The sequence below is a fragment of the Paenibacillus sp. R14(2021) genome (assembly GCF_019431355.1).
In the GTDB taxonomy this organism is placed as follows: domain Bacteria; phylum Bacillota; class Bacilli; order Paenibacillales; family Paenibacillaceae; genus Paenibacillus_Z.
In genome coordinates, this window is the sequence record NZ_CP080269.1 from 4,957,016 (window position 1) to 4,974,294 (window position 17,279).

At 57.4% G+C, this 17,279-nt stretch carries 15 protein-coding genes; all 15 read left to right on the forward strand.

Features of this window, described 5'->3' with window-relative positions; translation table 11 throughout:
• Nucleotides 1-25 precede the first annotated feature (25 nt).
• The 15 genes from kdpC (at nucleotide 26) to KXU80_RS23000 (ending at nucleotide 17,230) form a co-directional block, all read left to right on the forward strand.
• Entirely contained in the window at nucleotides 26-589 is a 564-nt protein-coding gene (gene kdpC / locus KXU80_RS22930; RefSeq protein ID WP_219835464.1) for a potassium-transporting ATPase subunit KdpC, read from the forward strand.
• 85 nt (nucleotides 590-674) lie between these two features.
• Entirely contained in the window at nucleotides 675-3,002 is a 2,328-nt protein-coding gene (locus tag KXU80_RS22935; RefSeq protein ID WP_219835465.1) for a histidine kinase, read from the forward strand.
• A 54-nt stretch (nucleotides 3,003-3,056) separates the two neighbouring features.
• Nucleotides 3,057-4,619, forward strand: coding sequence for an ATP-binding protein (locus KXU80_RS22940; protein ID WP_258171117.1), 1,563 nt, complete (start codon nucleotides 3,057-3,059; stop codon nucleotides 4,617-4,619).
• Entirely contained in the window at nucleotides 4,616-5,323 is a 708-nt protein-coding gene (locus KXU80_RS22945; protein ID WP_219835466.1) for a response regulator, read from the forward strand. The genes KXU80_RS22940 and KXU80_RS22945 overlap by 4 nt, the downstream gene beginning before the upstream one ends.
• Nucleotides 5,324-5,445: 122 nt before the next feature.
• On the forward strand, nucleotides 5,446-7,065 hold the full coding sequence (locus tag KXU80_RS22950; protein WP_219835467.1) for a response regulator transcription factor: 1,620 nt from the start codon (nucleotides 5,446-5,448) through the stop codon (nucleotides 7,063-7,065).
• Between the two features lies 1 nt (nucleotide 7,066).
• A complete protein-coding gene (locus tag KXU80_RS22955; protein ID WP_219835468.1) occupies nucleotides 7,067-8,848 on the forward strand; it encodes a cache domain-containing sensor histidine kinase in 1,782 nt (593 codons plus the stop codon).
• Nucleotides 8,849-8,866: 18 nt separating this feature from the next.
• Nucleotides 8,867-9,853 carry a substrate-binding domain-containing protein gene (locus KXU80_RS22960; RefSeq protein WP_219835469.1) on the forward strand — a complete coding sequence of 329 codons (987 nt, stop codon included), beginning with the start codon at nucleotides 8,867-8,869 and terminating at the stop codon, nucleotides 9,851-9,853.
• Between the two features lie 28 nt (nucleotides 9,854-9,881).
• Nucleotides 9,882-11,165, forward strand: coding sequence for an extracellular solute-binding protein (locus KXU80_RS22965; RefSeq protein ID WP_219835470.1), 1,284 nt, complete (start codon nucleotides 9,882-9,884; stop codon nucleotides 11,163-11,165).
• A gap of 411 nt (nucleotides 11,166-11,576) precedes the next feature.
• Complete coding sequence (locus tag KXU80_RS22970; RefSeq protein WP_219835471.1) at nucleotides 11,577-12,974, forward strand: ABC transporter substrate-binding protein; 1,398 nt, start codon at nucleotides 11,577-11,579, stop codon at nucleotides 12,972-12,974.
• 98 nt (nucleotides 12,975-13,072) lie between these two features.
• Nucleotides 13,073-13,975 carry a carbohydrate ABC transporter permease gene (locus KXU80_RS22975; RefSeq protein ID WP_219835472.1) on the forward strand — a complete coding sequence of 301 codons (903 nt, stop codon included), beginning with the start codon at nucleotides 13,073-13,075 and terminating at the stop codon, nucleotides 13,973-13,975.
• A gap of 13 nt (nucleotides 13,976-13,988) precedes the next feature.
• Nucleotides 13,989-14,834: a carbohydrate ABC transporter permease gene (locus KXU80_RS22980; RefSeq protein ID WP_219835473.1), complete on the forward strand. Its 846-nt coding sequence runs from the start codon at nucleotides 13,989-13,991 to the stop codon at nucleotides 14,832-14,834.
• A gap of 154 nt (nucleotides 14,835-14,988) precedes the next feature.
• Nucleotides 14,989-15,339: a hypothetical protein gene (locus KXU80_RS22985; protein WP_219835474.1), complete on the forward strand. Its 351-nt coding sequence runs from the start codon at nucleotides 14,989-14,991 to the stop codon at nucleotides 15,337-15,339.
• Between the two features lie 334 nt (nucleotides 15,340-15,673).
• Nucleotides 15,674-16,117, forward strand: coding sequence for a HEAT repeat domain-containing protein (locus KXU80_RS22990; RefSeq protein WP_219835475.1), 444 nt, complete (start codon nucleotides 15,674-15,676; stop codon nucleotides 16,115-16,117).
• A gap of 6 nt (nucleotides 16,118-16,123) precedes the next feature.
• Nucleotides 16,124-16,309: a DUF3934 domain-containing protein gene (locus KXU80_RS22995; RefSeq protein ID WP_219835476.1), complete on the forward strand. Its 186-nt coding sequence runs from the start codon at nucleotides 16,124-16,126 to the stop codon at nucleotides 16,307-16,309.
• 147 nt (nucleotides 16,310-16,456) lie between these two features.
• Nucleotides 16,457-17,230 carry an NUDIX hydrolase gene (locus KXU80_RS23000; protein ID WP_258171118.1) on the forward strand — a complete coding sequence of 258 codons (774 nt, stop codon included), beginning with the start codon at nucleotides 16,457-16,459 and terminating at the stop codon, nucleotides 17,228-17,230.
• Nucleotides 17,231-17,279: the final 49 nt, after the last annotated feature.

Consider the following 17,279-nt stretch of genomic DNA (forward strand, 5'->3'; position numbering starts at 1 on the left):
AACCGAATTCAGAGGAGCATGACCTATGAAAATGTTAATGACCGCTATACGCGTTTCCCTCTTCTTTATGCTGCTGTGCGGCTTGATCTATCCGCTCGTCACGACCGGGGCGGCGCAGCTCTTATTTCCGATGCAGGCGAACGGCAGTCTGATGGAGGAGGGCGGCGTAGTGAAAGGCTCGGAGCTGCTGGCGCAAAGCGTAGAAACGCCGAAGCTCTTCCATCCGAGGGATTCCGGCGCCAAGTATGATCCGACGGCTTCGGCCGGCTCCAACAGAGCCGTGGCCACTGCGGATTACGTAAAGGAAATGGGCGATAAAGTCGCCGGCGTGAAGAAGAACGATCCTTCGCTGACGGACATCCCGGCGGATCTCGTAACGGCATCCGGCTCAGGATTTGACCCGGATCTCTCGCCGGAAGCGGCCAAGGCGCAGGTGCCGCGAATCAGCAAGGAAACCGGCATGAGCGCGGACGACCTCAATAAGCTGATCGACAATCTTGCCAAAGGCCGTCAACTGGGCATCTTCGGAGAACCCCGCGTCAATGTCAATGACTTGAATACCGAATTGCTGAAACAAATCAAGCTCTAACGGCTGCAGCCGCTCCCGTCGCAACCTGGGAGTGGCTTTGTCTGTCTACTCGCTTACGTTTACGAATCAGAGGGGGATTGCGGCAATGGAGAGCTTTAAACGCAAGACGCCGGAGGAAATATTGCAGTCGATCTCCAAGCTGCACCTGGGGACGCTGAAGATTTATATCGGTCCTGTCAGCGGCTCCGGCAAAACCTATCATATGCTTCGGGAGGGGCAGACACTTCGCCAGCAGGGCGTCGACGTCGTCATTTGCGCGGTATCGACGCTGCAGCGGCCGGAGACGGTGGAGCAGCTCGGCGAGCTGGAGCGGGTGCCGAGTATCCATTGGTACCGGGACGGCGCGGAAAGCAAGGACTTGAACGTGGACGCGCTGCTTGCCCGCAACCCGGAGGTCGTGCTCGTGGACGGCTTGGCGCATCGGAACCGGCCGGAAGCCCGTTTCCCGACGCGGCTGGAAGACATCAAATGGCTGCTTGGACATGGCATCAGCGTCATTACGACGGTGAACGTCTATGAGCTCGAGGGATATACGGAGCTGGCGCATAAGCTGACCGGCATCGAGGTGAAGTATACGGTCCCCGCGGATACGCTGGAGCTGGCGAGCGAGGTGCGGCTCATTGATGTTACGCCGGAAACGGTGCTGAACCGGCTTGCGGAAGGGCATTTGCAGGGCAGCAAGGAAACTTCGCTGTTCAAGCGGGGGAACCTCGGCGTCCTGCGCGAGCTCGCGCTTCGCCTCATGGCGGAGGATGTCAGCGAATCGCTGCGGGCATACCGGGAGGAGCGCGGACTCGCAGGTCCGGCAGGGACGGGCGAGCGGATTCTCGTCTCGGCGCAGTATCATTGGAACGGATCGATCTACGTTCGGCGCGGCCAGCAAATCGCGAAGCGGCTGAACGGCGAGCTGATGGTCGTCACGTTCCGAGACGGGAAACGCTCCTTGTCGAAGGAGGCGGCTGCGTTTCGCAGGAGCATGATCAAGCTGGTGGAGAAGGTCGGCGGCGAATTCGAGGAGCTGCCTTATCGGAATCGCAGACTTATTCCGAGGACGATCGTGGACTATGCGGCGCGCCATGGCGTGACCCGCATCGTGATGGGGCACACGAAGCATACCCGCTGGCAGGAGATTTGGCAGGGTTCGATCGTGGATCAGCTGTTGAAGCGCGCAAGGAACTTGGATGTCTTCCTTGTTGCGGACCGCACGGAGCGCGAAGGGGAGCGCTTGCTGCCGGCGAAGTTCGCTTCTCCTGCGGATCAGCAGCAGCGGTACCGCCGGCTGAGCGAGCAGGAAGTGACGGAGCGGATCGGCGAAATCAAGCGAGGCACCTTTAAAGTCTATATCGGGGCTGCGCCGGGCGTCGGCAAAACCTATACGATGCTGCGAGAAGGCAATGACTATCTGCGCAAAGGGATCGACGTGCGGATCGGCTTGCTGGAAACCCACGGACGCGAGGAAACGGTGGCCCAGATCGCGAATCTGCCGATCGTTCCGAAGCGGATGACACACTATCAAGGCGTGACGCTGGAAGAAATGGACGTGACGGCGATCATTGGAAGCAGCCCCGAGGTGGTGCTCGTCGACGAGCTCGCGCACACGAACGTGCCGGGGAGCAGGAACAAGAAGCGTTATGAGGATGTGCTGGAAATTTTGGATGCCGGCATCTCGGTCATTACGACTGTAAACGTGCAGCATTTGGAAAGCCTAAACGACGCGGTGGCCCAAATTACGGGCATCCGCGTCAGGGAAACGGTGCCGGACCGTATGCTGCAAATGGCGGATGAAGTACAATTAATCGACGTAGCCCCGGAAGCACTGCGCAAACGGATGCGCGAGGGCAAGATTTACGCGATGGGCAAGGTCGACCAAGCGCTGTCGCATTTCTTCAAGACAGGCAATCTCATAGCCCTGCGCGAGCTTGCGCTGCGCGAAATCGCCGACGACGTGGACGAACGGCTGGAATCGCTGGAGCGGACCAGCTCCCTTCGCGGCCCATGGCGGCGGAAGGAAGTGATTTTCGTCTGCGTGAACAACACGCCGCATGCCGAACGGCTCATTCGGCGCGGATTCCGTACGGCGCACCGGCTGAAGGCGGCTTGGCATGTTCAGCATATTGATATCGCCGGCGAGGGAAGCGGAGAAGAACGGAAACGCAGGCTGGAAGAGCTGGAGCACTTGACGGTCAGCCTCGGCGGGACGTTTACTGTCCATCGCTGCGAATCGCGGCATGGGATCGCGAATCTGCTGTCGGAGAAAGCGAACGAAGCGGAAGCGACGCAGCTCATCATGGGACAGACGAAGAATTCGTGGTGGAACGTGCAGCGAAGAAGCACCGTCGTCAAACGGCTGATCCGTTTGTCGCGGCATCGGGATATATTGATCGTGGCCGATTATGATACGATGAAAGAATAAGAAGCACCGAGCATAATCTCGATTCGGCTACAATGCCGCTCGGTTACATTGGAGGTGCACCGGACGCTGCTTGCTGCATTCAAACAGAAATTCATGCTGAAGCCTTATATTTTAATCACCTTAGGTATAGCGGCGCTTACAGCGATTCTTAATGCGCTGGGTTTTGCTTTCGATGCGGTGAATGTCGCTTTGATTTATTTGTTTCCGGTGCTGTTCAGCGCCGTATACTGGGGGCTGCGCCCGTCATTCTATGCGGCTGCCGCAGGGGTGCTCGCTTTCGATTATTTCTTCGTCCCGCCGTTTCTCAGCTTCACGGTGGAGGATCTGCGGTATGTGCTGTCGTTCGGGGTTTACTTGGCTGTTGCCGCACTGACGGCGACGCTGGCCGCTAGGTTGAAGCAGCAGCTGCATCTTGCCGAGCGCCGGGAAGCGCATACTGCGGCACTTTATACGCTGAGCCGGCAAATGACCGCCATCGGCGATATTCAAGTGCTGCTCGGCAATGTCGTATCGCAGGTGGCCGAAACGACTCTAAGCCCGGTCGCCGTGTATTTGCCCGATGCCGCAGGCGAGTTGGCGCTGACGGCCCGTTCCGCAGGCAACGACGGTTTCGGCGAAGGAGAAGCCGCCATGGCCGTCGCGCGCTGGGTGCATCGGCGCAGCAGGCCGGCAGGTCGGGGTACGGGCGAGCTGCGGGAATTCCCGGGCCTGTTCGTGCCCTTGTACACCGAGGAGCGGATCTACGGCGTGCTCGCCATTCGCTTGGAGCAGGGCGGCGGCGAGCTGACCGCGGACAGCCGCCGTCTGCTGGAGGCTTTCGCCGGACTGGCCGCAAGTGCGATCGCCCGCTTGAAGCTCAGCGAGGAAGCGAAGCTGGCGCAGCTGACGGCAGAGTCCGAGCGGCTGCGGACGGCGATCCTCGATTCCGTCTCTCACGAGCTGCGCACGCCGCTCGCCACGATAATCGGCTCCGCGACGGGGCTGATCGACGGGGACGGGATGTTTACCCCTGCCGATCGAATCGAGCTGCTTGTGACGATTCGGGATGGCGCGCTGCGGATGAACCGTCTCGTTACGAATTTGCTCGGCATGGTCAAGCTGGAGAGCGGCATGCTGCAGCTGCGTCGGAACTGGTGCGATGCCGGGGATATGCTCGGCGTCGTGCTGGCGCAGGTGGAGGATTTCCGCCAACAGCGGCATATTCAAGTCAAGCTGCCTGATCCGGTGCCTTATTTTCGAGGCGATGAGCTGCTGCTTGAACAGGTGCTGATCAATGTCGTCAGCAACGCGATTAAGTATTCGCCGGATGGCAGCAAGATCGTGATCGAGGTTTGGCAGGAAGGGCCGTGGATTCGCTTTTCGGTTACCGATGAAGGCGTTGGTATCGCGCCGGCGGACATCGACCGCGTCTTCGATAAGTTTTACCGGGGGCGCACGACCGGCGGCGTGACGGGAACAGGTCTTGGCCTTGCGATCTGCAAAGGCATCGTCGAGGCGCACGGCGGCACGATCGCCGCGGAAGCGCACCGGACGAAGGGAGCCGAGATACGTATATCGCTGCCCGCGGAAACGGCAGATTTGCCGAATTTGCAAGAGGAGGAGGAGGAAACGTTATGACAACGACGAATGGCGCGCGGATTCTCATCGTGGACGATGAGCCGCAAATTCGCAAGCTGCTGAAGGTGACGCTGAAGGCGCACGGCTTTGATATTCTGGAAGCGGAGGCAGGAGAAGCAGGCGTCTATCAGGCGAGCATCGGTCATCCCGACTTGATCGTGCTGGACTTGGGTCTGCCGGATGTGTCCGGCATGGAAGTGCTGAAACGCATTCGGGAATGGACGAGCATACCGATTATCGTACTGACGGCGAAGGAGCGGGAAGAGGACAAGATCGCGGCGCTCGACAGCGGAGCCGACGATTACGTGACCAAGCCGTTCGGGATGGGCGAGCTGGTTGCCCGAATTCGCGTCGCGCTGCGCCATGCGGGGAATGCCAAGAGCGAGCCGGTGCTGCATTTGGGCCGTCTCGTTATCGACTTGGCGCAGCGGCTTGTGGAACTGGACGGCAACCGGGTGAAGCTGACGCCGACGGAATACGAGCTGCTGAAGATACTCGCTTCGCATGCCGGCAAAGTCATCACCCAGCGGCAGCTGCTGCAGCAGGTGTGGGGCGGGCATCACCATGAATCGGACAGTCATTATTTGCGCATTTATATCGGCCATTTGCGCAAGAAGCTGGAGGAAGATCCGACGCGGCCGACCTTTATCGAGACGGAGCCGGGCATTGGCTACCGGTTTCTGCTGCAAGAGCCGCTCGGGTAATCCGAACGGCTCTTTTGCACGCTAAGGATATATATACCAATTGAGGTTGGCGGTTGAGAAATAGACATGGACGAGTATGATCGCGATGGGCTAATCTAAGGATGCGGGAGGATTGATTAGCGATGTACAAAGCGATTATCGTCGACGACGAGGCCGTCGTCCGCGTCGGCCTGAAGAACACGATTGATTGGCGGGAGCATGGCTTCGAGCTAATCGGCGACTATGCTAACGGACGGGAGGCATGGGAGGCGATTGAGCAGGACAAGCCGGATCTCGTCATCTCCGATATCAGCATGCCCTTCATGGACGGCCTGGAGCTAGCCGGCTTGGTCGTCGAAAGCTACCCCTATATAAAAATCATTATTCTCACCGGATTCGATCAATTTGACTACGCCCAGCAGGCGCTGCGCCTGAAAGTGTCGGACTTCATACTAAAGCCGATTACCGCCCGCGAGATCCGGCAGCTGCTCGATAAGGTCCGCGGCGAAATGGACGAAGAACGGCAGCGGCGCGAGGACCTCAGCCGGCTGCAGAGCCAGCTGAAGCAGAGCGTGCCGCTGCTGAAGGAGCGATTTCTCGAGCGGCTCGTCGCCGTCGGTCTCGGCAAGGCGGAAATCGATGACCGATTCGCGTATTTCGGCCTGCCGCCGCTTGCCGCGAACACGGTCGTCGTCGCGGCCGACATCGATGACTTCGGGGAGCGGGAGCTGCTCTCCTACGAGCATGACGTTGAATTTCTGCGGTTTGCCGCTTTTGATATTTTCGAGGAGATCGCCGAGCGCGAGCAGGCGATCGTCTTTCGTACCCGCGAAGAGCGCATGGTTGCCATTCTTTCCTTGAACGGCAGCGAGAACGATCTGTACGAAGCTGCTTTCCGTTTCGCGGAAGCCGTACGCTACCACATCGAGAAATTTCTGAAATTCACGGTAACGGCAGGCGTCGGCCGCATCTGCCATTCCGCCGAGATGCTACCCGCCTCTTACAAAGGCGCGCTGTCCGCGCTGGACTACCGTTTCCTCTACGGCAAGAACCAGGTGCTCGGCATTCTGGACATGGAAGGCCAGCCGGATGCCGTGCCGCCGCCTTCCTGGGACCGCAAGCTCGTCTCGATCGTCAAGACAGGCTCGATCCAGGAGGCGCACGACTTGATCGGGCGCGGCATTGCCGAATTGAAGCAGTCGCGCGTGCCGATCGAGGCTTGCTTCCTGTACATGCAGAAGATCGTGCTCACGCTCATGAACGCCATTCAGGACGTAGTCGCGCATGACCGGGAAGCGTCGATCGACAGCCAGATGATGCTCATGGACGTGTACAGCTACAAGACGCTGGACGAAATCGAAGGCTGGCTCAAGCAGGTCGTCTACGCCGTCATGACGGAGATCGCCGACAACCGCAATCATTTTACGAGCATGCAGATTCATCGGGCGGTCGAATACATTGAGACGAACTACGCCAACGACAAAATGTCGCTTCAGGACCTGTGCCGACATGTGCTGATGAGCACCAGTTATTTCAGCCTCGTGTTCAAGCAGCAGACAGGCGAGACGTTCATTGAGTATTTGACCGGCGTTCGGATGGCCAAGGCGAAGGAGCTTCTTCAGTCGACGAGCTTGAAGTCATATGAGATCGCCTGTCAGGTCGGCTACAGCGACCCCAATTATTTCAGCCTGCTGTTCAAGAAACGCGCCGGCGTAACGCCGAAAGAGTACCGCGATAAGCTGACAAAGGAGAACGGTTTCTAATATGGCAAGAGAACGTCCGCTCCGCCTGCCCATATTTCCGCTCAAAAGCATTCAGTCGAGCATTTCGCTTGCGTTTTCCTGCCTCATTCTGGCCGCGATCGTCTCGACCAGCCTCATCAGCTACCAATTGTCCGTCACCGCGGTCGAGAAGAACGCGCAGGGCTACATCGAAGAAATCATCAAGCAAGTAAACACGAATATCCAGTCCTACGTCGACAACATGGAGAATATCTCCCTGCTTGCGATGACGAGCAAGGATGTCAAATACTACATCTCCGACAACAGCTTCATCAGCGCCGAGGAGCGCAGGCCCTACGAGAAACGGATCTCCGACCTGTTTCAGGCCATTCTGTATACCCGCAAGGACATCGCGAACATCATGGTATTCGGCTATAACGGCCGATTCGTCTCCGACCGGCGGATTACGGCGCTCAATCCCAACGCGAAGCTGCAGGAGCAGCCTTGGTACGTCGATGCGCGCAGCGCGGGGGGCAAGTCCATCATATCGGCGCCGCATGTGCAGAACATCATTCAGAACGAATACCGCTGGGTCGTCTCCTTGAGCCGCGAGCTCAAGAGCACGGACGGGATTACGGCCGAGGGCGTGTTCCTCGTCGACCTGAACCTCAGCGTCATTAACGATCTCGCAAGCAATATCAATCTGGGCAAGCGAGGCTACGTCTTCATCGTCGACCAGAAAGGAAACATCGTCTATCATCCCCAGCAGCAGCTCATCAACAGCAATCTGCGCACGGAGCTGATTCCGCAAGTGACTGCCGCGAGGAGCGGCACTTCCTTCATCGCGGGCGGCGATGAAGGCAAACGCATCTATTCTATTCAGGACACCAGCTTCGGCTGGAAAATCGTCGGCGTGGCCTACACGGACGAGCTGATCGCAAGCAAAGCTGCGCTTCGCAATTCGATTCTGCTCTATGCGCTGTGCGGGCTGGCCATATCGCTTATTATTTCGTTCTGGCTGTCGCATCGGCTCTCCAGGCCGATTAAGGATTTACAAGCGGATATGAAGCTCGTGGAACGCGGGAACTTCCATATTCAGACGGAAATCGGACAGATGAACGAGATCGGGCAGCTTGGCCGCACCTTCAACATGATGGTTGGCCGCATCAAGACGCTCATGGACGAGATCATTCTCAACCAGGAGAGCAAGCGCAAGAGCGAGCTGATGCTGCTGCAGGCGCAGATCAATCCGCATTTTCTGTACAACACGCTCGACTCCATCGTATGGATGGCGGAGCAGAAGCAGCATGAGGAGGTCGTGCTCATGACCTCTGCGCTGGCGAAGCTGTTCCGGGCGAGCATTACGAAGGATCAGGAGATCATTCCGATCCGGGTGGAAGCGGAGCATATTACGAACTATCTGCTCATACAGAAGATGCGCTACGAGAGTCAGCTCGACTACGAGATCGACATCGCAGACGACATTCTGCGCTTCAAGACACTCAAGCTTCTGCTGCAGCCGTTCGTGGAGAATGCCATCTATCATGGGATCCGGGGCAGCGCGGACAAAGGCATGATTACGATTCGAGGCACGCAGCAGGGTGACAACATCGTCTTCGAGATCGAAGACAACGGACAAGGCATGTCGCCGGAGCAGCTCCAGCGGCTTCTGCTTCCCGATGACGGGGAGAACCGGACAAGCGGCATCGGCATCCGCAACGTGAACGAGCGGATCAAGCTTTATTTCGGCCATGAATACGGCATCCAAATCCGCAGCGAGCTCGAAGCCGGCACCTGCGTGACGATTACGATCCCGACACTCTAACAAAGGAAGAACGCCCCCATGCGCAAGCAACGCCTTACGATTCTGCTCGTTCTCGTGCTTCTGGCAGCCGCCTTCTATGCGGTCTTTTTCTCCAGGCTGTTTATGGCGCCGGAGCACGGGGACACAACCATTACCGTCGTGCTGAAGTCGCTCAACGTCCGTTCCGACTATTGGCAGACGATGAGCTCGGGCGCTCAGACCGCGGCCAAGGAGCTCGGCGTCGAGCTCGACCTGCAGGGGCCGCTGCAAGAGTCTGACACTGAAGCGCAGATTCGGGCGCTGCAAGCGGCGATCGAGCGCAAGCCGGACGCAATCGCGGTCGCGCCGGTGGACGACCCGCGCATGCCGGCACTGCTCGATGCCATTCGCGAAGCGGGCATTCCGCTCGTGGTCATGGATACCGCGCCGAAGCTGACGGAGGCGCCGGCCTTCGTAGCCAATGACCATCTGCAAGCCGGACGGCAGGCCGGAGATACGGCTGCCGGGTTGACGAAGAAACGTCCTGTCGTCGCGGTGTTCAGCAGTTCGTTGAAGTCGCCCGTATCCAAGCAGCGCTATGAAGGCGTGAAGCAGTCGCTGCAAGCGCACGGCGGCCAAATTTTCGGTACGTACTATACGGGAGATTCCGAGCAGAGCGCGTATGATATCGCCAAATCGCTGCTGACAAAGCCGAGCGGAATCACGGCGTTCATCACGCTGAACGAAGGCTCGACGCTTGGGGTGGCCAAGGCGCTCAAGGAAGCGAAGAAGACCGATGTCTACAAGCTCGTCGGCTTTGAAAGCACGATCTACGAAATTCAGCTGCTTGAAGAAGGCTCCGTGAACGCCCTTGTCGTGCCGAAGCCGTTTAACGTAGGCTATCTCGGCGTCAAGACAGCCATGAAGCTGATCGACGGTCGCAAGTCGGCAGGCACGACGAGAATCGGCGCCGCCGTCGTAACGCGGGCCAATATGTATTTGCCGGAAAATCAACAGCTGCTGTTCCCGTTTACGGTCATCCAATAATTCGGCATAAGAAGGGAGTGTCCATGCCATGATAGGTGCTTTCAAGCGATTGCCGGGACTTGGCGCAGTCATTGCCCTGCTGCCGCTTACTGTGCTGCTTGCGTCCTGCGCGGGCAAAGAGGACGGGCATGCGGCCGCTCCCCAAGAGAAGCGGTCGCTTATCCGATTCGTGGCGTCGGAATACAGCATGGAGACGAAGCCGATTCTCGAGAAGCTGGTCAAGGAATTCGAGCTCAAGAATCCGCTGATCGACATCGAGCTCCAGGTCGCGAATTGGGACATTCTCGACGGCATCTACACGACGATGATCAGTCAGAACCAGCCGCCCGATCTGCTCAACACGAATGTGTATGCCCATTTCGCGGAAGACGGCCTGCTGAACGACTTTAACGATATTCTCTCGTCGGAGCTGCGGAACAAGCTGTATCCGAATTTGATGCGAATGGATCAGATCGGCGGGCGCCAGTATGCCATTCCTTATGTCGCATCGATCCGCAACCTGTACTACAACGAAGCGATATTCGATCAAGCCGGCATCCGGCAGCCGCCGCGCACGTGGTCGGAGCTGAAGGCAGACGCGCTTCGGATCAAGAAGGCCGGCGCCGCTTACGGCTTCGGCGTCGATCTAACCGACAACGAGACGCAGGCGTACTTGTCGTATTTCTTCTTCGGCGCCGGCGGCGGGTGGATCCAGAACGGCAAATGGACGATCAACTCGCCCGCCAACGTGGAAGGGCTGACGTATTTGAAGGCGTTGTACGACGGGGGGCTTACGGATCCGGAGCCGACGATTACGACGCGGGACGAGAAGCAGCGCATTCTCGGTGACGGCAAGCTCGGGATGATGATTTCGGGCAACTACTTCTCCTCCGTCGTGCCGAAGGAATTTCCCGGCCTGAAGTGGGGTGTAGGTCCGATTCCCGTCAAGGAAGGCAGCCGGCCGATCTCCTTCGGGGTGCATGACGTGCTCGTCTCCTTCAAGACGGATCATACCGACAAGGAGGCACTCTCCAAGTTTCTCGACTATTTATACGACGACCCGTCCTACCAGGAGATGATCCAGCGCGAAGGCTTCCTGCCGGCCAACGCCCAAGTCGGCGCTAAGCTGGCGGCGCAGGATCTTGTTATGAAAGCCAATCTCGACGCGCTCAGCCAGGCGAAGTTTTATCCCGTGCAGGAGCCTGCTTGGCAGGCGATCATGGATTATGCGCGCAAGCTTGGCGATGCGGTGCTCTACGATCATCTCGCGCCCAAGAAGGCGCTCGACGAGCTGCAGCATTTCGCCGAAAAGCGCAGCAGGCAGCAGCAATAGAGAGAAGCCGGTCCGCAAAGCAGGCCGGTTTTTTTGCTATGTTATAGGCGACCACATTGGCTGAATTCAGCGATTTCGGGCTAAAGAGGTCTACCAAACCACCCACATTGGCTGAATTCAGCGATTTCGGGCTAAAAAGGTCTACCAAACCACCCACATTGGCTCAACTCAGCGATTTTGCGCTAAAGAGGTCTACCAAACCACCCACATTCGCCAATCCTCCACTCACCCAGCACTTTTTTACAATAAGAAAATAGTAAAGAATTCATGGAAGATACTCGATTCAGCCAAATCGACCTGCCCGCTATGATGGTAGTAAGCGCTGAAGCACAAGACGCAGCGCGGGGTTTCCGATTCTGGAACCGCGCGGACCGGCGCCATATATCACGATAATCGGGAGGGTTTGTTTCTATGATGAACAAGAAAAAAGCCGCGACAATGAGCGCGGCCGTATTGCTCGCTTCTATGGCACTTGCAGGCTGCGGATCGAACAACGACGGCGGCAACGCGGCGAATACGCCTGCCAAGAACGAACCGGCCAACACGGCGGCGAATACGACGAACGCGAGCACGGGCAACGCAGGCACGGACGCGGCGACAACGGACGGCGCGAAGCTGACTGGCGATTTTGAAATTCAATATTTCGTCGGCGGATACGGGGACAAGTGGTGGACGAAGGTTATCGCCGATTTCCAAGCGGCGAACCCGGACCTGCACGTCAAAGCGCTCGGCGGCCCGAAAATCAACGAACAAAACAAACCCCGCTGGATCGGCGGCAACCCGCCTGATTTCGTGTATATCGACGGCCCCGAGCTGAACGACCGCCAAATGGTCGAAGACGGCCAGCTCGAAGACTTGACCGACTGGATCAAAGACGCGAAGAACGTCGACGGCGACAAAATCATCGACATTCTCGCCCAGCCGCCGCAGCAGTATGACGGCAAAATCTACAACATCCCGCTCGTCCTGAACTCATGGGGCATTTTCTGGAACAAAGCACTCTTCAAGGAAAAAGGCTGGACCGAGCCTCAGGACTTCCAGCAGTTCATGGACGTCAGCGACAAAATCAAATCGGCCGGCATTACGCCGTTCATCCATACCGGTAAATATCCGTACTACATCAACGGCGCGTTCCTGTACCCGGCGATCGTATCCGCGAACGGCGGCGACTACAAGATTCTGCAGGACATGGCAGCGAACAAGGTGGAGGCGTACCAAAGCCCGTCCGTCCTGACCGCCCTGAACAAAATCGTCGCGCTGCGCGACAAAGGCTTCATCGATAAAGCGTCGATCCAAATCAACCACACCGATTCGCAAATGCTGTTCCTGCAAAACAAGGACGCGTTCATTCCGAACGGCCTCTGGCTGCCGAATGAAATGTCCAAGGACATTCCGCAAGGCTTCGACTTCGGCTTCATTCCGTCCATCACGCAGGATGCCGGCCAGAAGATCGTAGCGAACACATCGACGGCCACCGTCGCGATCGCCAAGAACGCGAAGAACAAAGACGCGGCCAAAGCGTTCCTGCAATTCGTCTTCTCGAAAGCGCAGGCGTCCCAATGGGCAGAGCTGAGCGGCGCGCCGTCCAACATCAAAGGCGACATCAGCGCTTCCAACGCGCCTAGCTTTGTTAAGGACGCGGCCAAGTACCTGACCGATCCAAACACGGTCGTCATCCCGACGATCACGTTCAACGCGGATGTCGACAAAGCAATGCAGGATGCAACCGACGCGCTGACCATCAGCAAAATCACGCCGGAAGAGTGGGTCACCCGCGTAACCGACGTCGTCAAAAAAGCAGCGAAATAAGCACATAAGCAGTTTACACGAAGAGAGAGCGGAGGATGACGGGGCGGCTGTTCAGCCTTGATCATCCTCCGTGAATTTACGGAAGGGCGGTCGGCGTCATGGAATCTGGCAGCGCCAAGTGGCAGAGAAGGCTTTTCATCGCATTATTCATCATCCCGACATTCGCGTTTTTCTGCTTGTTTACGATCTATCCGGTCGCCAAAGGACTTTATTATTCCATGTTCGATTGGTCCGGCATGTCGCAGAACAAAGATTTCATCGGGTTCGATAACTTCATCGAAATGTTCAAGGATCCCATCATCTGGCGCGCGATCGGCAACGATTATTTCCTCGTGCTGGGCAAAGTCGTCGGTATCATGGTGCTTGCTACCTTCTTCGCGGTTGCGCTCACGCGGTTCAATTTTAAGCTGGCCGGCTTCTTCCGGTCGATTTTCTTCATTCCGAACGTTATTTCCGTCGTCGTTATCGGCGTCTTGTGGAATTTCATATACAATCCGCAAATCGGCTTCCTGAATGCGTTTCTGTCTCTGTTCACCGACGAGAAGGTGACGATCACCTGGCTCGGCTTCACCAACCATACGATCTGGATGCTGCTTCCCCCGGCAATCTGGGCGGGCATCGGCTTCTACATGATCTTGCTCATCGCGGCGATTCAGAACATCCCCGCCTCGTATTTCGAAGCGGCGAATCTCGAAGGCGCGGGCCAGTGGAAGCAGTTCGTCAACATTACCGTTCCGCTCATTTGGGAACAGATGAAGGTGTCCATTCTGAACATCATGATGACAACGCTGAACGGCTCCTTCGTCATCGTTTGGATCATGACCGAGGGCGGGCCCGACAACAGCACGCAGGTCATGGGCTCGTATTTGTACCAAATGGCGTTCCGGCAATACCATTTCGGCTTCGGCGCCGCGATCGGCGTACTTATTCTGGTGCTCTCGCTTATTACGACAGTCCTGCTTCAGCGGCTGCTTCGTCATGAGTCCGTCGAGCTGAGCTAAGGGGGATCACATCATGAAAAGCGGCATTCGCAACCCGATCGTCAAATACGCGTTCTACGCCATTTTGTGCCTCTGGGGCTTGTCCGTGCTTTATCCGCTTCTCTGGACGCTGCTCGACGCGCTCAAGAACAACGACCAGTTCTTCCGCCACCTGCCCTGGGCGCTGCCGGATTTCCCGCTGCTTTGGTCCAACTTCTCTTACGTGTGGGACCGGTACAATTTCGATTCGTATTTCCTGAATTCCATTGTCATCACGACAGGTTCGACCGTGCTTGGCCTGCTGCTTGCGGCGACGACCGCCTACGTCCTCGCCCGCTATAAATTCCCGGGAAGCGGCGCGCTTTACCTGCTGTACATGGCTTCCATGATGGTGCCGTTCATTTTGGCGCTCATCCCGCTGTTCTTCTTGATGAATTCCATGCATCTGATCAATACGAAAATCGGGCTTATCCTCGTCTACACCTCCAGCGTGCTGGCCTTCGGTATCTTCGTGCTCGTCGGTTTCTTCAAATCGCTGCCGAAGGAGCTCGAAGAGGCTTCGATCATGGACGGCGCGTCGTACTTCGGCACGTTCTTCCGGGTCATGCTGCCGCTCTCGCAGCCGGGGCTGATCACGGTCGCCATCGTCAACGTACTCAACATCTGGAACGAGTACATCGTCGGCACGATTCTCGTGAACGATCCGACCCAGTACACGCTGCCGGTGGAAATCGGGGTCATGCAGGCGGAAATGCAATACCGAACCGAATGGGGACCGCTCTTCGCCGCCTTGTTCTTCACCATCGTGCCGGTGCTTCTCGTCTATATTGTCTTCCAGCGCCGAATCGCGAGCGGCATTACGGCCGGTGCCGTCAAGTAGGATGGACACCAGGCCCGACTTAGCGGTAATGAATAGATTGCCGTGAACTGCCGGTGAACGGCAGAAGCCTTGTTCCCGCCGGGACCGCTTGCGATGGAAGTCGGTTCGCCCTACAATAAACGGTAAACGTGATATTGAAGGAGCTTTAGGGCAAATGGCGAACGACATTACGATTCATCTTTATGAGGACTGGCTGGAGACGGTGAAGGAAGTGTTCCGAGGTTCAGGTCAGCCGCTGCCGGCAGACTTAACGCCGGATCAGGTTGGACTTGCTTATTTCCTGCAGACAGCCCCTTCGAAAGAAGCGGCCAAGGAGCAGCGCGACGCGAACGAGCTGCGGCTAACCGAAATTCAAGAGGCGCTGCTTACTAACTTCGAAGCAGTCGTGCTGCCGGATCTGCGAAGGCGCACAAGCTACGAAGGCAGTCAGTTCGCCTTCAAATGGGTCTATAACCAAGGCGAGCATATTATAGAAGCGCATTCGTCTTACCGTATTCCGCTGTAAACGGCTGTCCGTGCAGCCGGAGCGACTCGCTCTGCGGGGCAATCATGGCTGGCTCCGGCTCGGCCTGCGTGAAGCCTGCCCGACTTCCAGATGGAAGAAGGGCGGGCTTCTTCGTTTGCGCCTAAGACGGCAGCCTTTGTGCCCCGACGCTCCGAACTTGGGTGGTCGGAAAGCCGGTGAAGACGCGCAGGCAACCGGATTCTTGGCTGGGCTTGCAGGGCGGGGTTTGCTTAACCGCCCGCTTTATGTTTTCATATAGAGTAGCGCAATAGAGGTCCGGCATTTTCGGCCTTGTACGCAAGCCGAATATAGAGGCAAGGGAGTAGGATGTTAATTGGAATTTACAGAACAACGAACGGATGAGACGCCAAGCTTGGAGGAATTGAAGAAATCCGCAGGACGCATGTCCAACTGGAGAGAGCGGCTTAAAGCGGTGGAGGAACTGAGCAAGATGGCAGACCCCGCTGTCATTGCGCTTCTTGCCCGCATCGCGAAGAGTGATACGGTCTATCAGGTGCAGGAGGCCGCTCACCGCAAGCTGGTCGAGCTGGGCGAAGAGGGAGAGGCGCCGGTACGGAAGAAGGGCGAGCTGATCAAAGGCACGGCCAAAATCCTGCTCCGCATCAAGAAGAGCCTGCCCGAAGGCCACACGTACCAGCAGTTCAAAGACAAGCTGCAGCACATGAGGACGGATGTTTACGATACTTACGAAGGCGATAAGGAAGCCGGATTTGATGCATGGCTGGAGAACACATGGTCTTCCTTGTCGGCTAGGTAGTCCGTTATGAGCAAAGGCGGCGGCACGGGCCGCGGCACGGACAAGAAGGGCTGGAACCGGTGGCAGGCAAGCGAGAAACGCTTGAAGAATGCGCCGAAGCCGTACAAGAGCAAGGGCACGAAGAGACCGGACGGAGCGGGCGGTACAGCTCCGGCGGCAACGGCCGGTAAAGGGGCGAAATCCCCCAAATAAGCGGGATTACGTATTAAGAATCCTCATCGGGTACAAGCTGGAGAACAGGCAGCTTTGCCCAGATGAGGATTTTTTCTGTTTACGCCCCTTGACTTTCTTTTTAAATATGTCAAAATGACATTATAAAAATCGAAGCAGGTGAATCCCTTGAACGACCCGCTAGACGAAGCTGCCGCTTATTCCGCGGGCCATTATCGAACGCCTGACGGTGCGCCGGCTGATATTGTCATTTTCACCATAACGTCCACGGAGCGCAATACCGCGAAGAAATCGCTGCCGCTGCGCCGGCTGGAGGTGCTGCTGATCCAGCGCAAAGCCTGGCCGTACGCAGGCCAATGGGCTTTGCCCGGCGGCTTCTCGAAGGAAACCGAGACGCTGCAAGGCAGCGCGCTGCGGGAGCTGCAGGAAGAGACGGGCGTCGCGGATGTGCATATCGAATACTTCAACGCCTACAGCGCGCCGGGACGCGATCCCCGCGGTTGGATGATCTCGCATGCCTTCTTCGCGCTCGTACACGAGCATGCGCTGCTGAATCGCCGTGCGGCAGATGATGCTGCCGACGTCAAGCTGTTTCCGGTACAGGAGGCGCTGGAGATGGAGCTCGCTTTCGACCACCGGCAGATTTTGCGGGACGCGCTGGAACAGATTCGTACCAAGATGCTGACGACGACCATTGCGAAGTCGTTTCTGCCGGATGCATTTACGATCGGCGAGCTCTATCAAGTCATTGAAGCCGTTGTGCCGGCATTCGAGGAGAAAAACTTCATCCGCAAGATCACGTCCACGAAGAGCCGCAAAGGCATTATAGAGGAACTACGCGACCACAAGGGCGAGCTGAAACAATCGAACCGCCACTCGCAGCGCGCGGCGCAGCTGTATCGATTCACAGACTATGTGCCGCAGCTGTCGATCTACAGCTGATGAGCAGCAGACTAGGGGCTGCCTCGCATGCGCTGATCCCGAAAGGAGA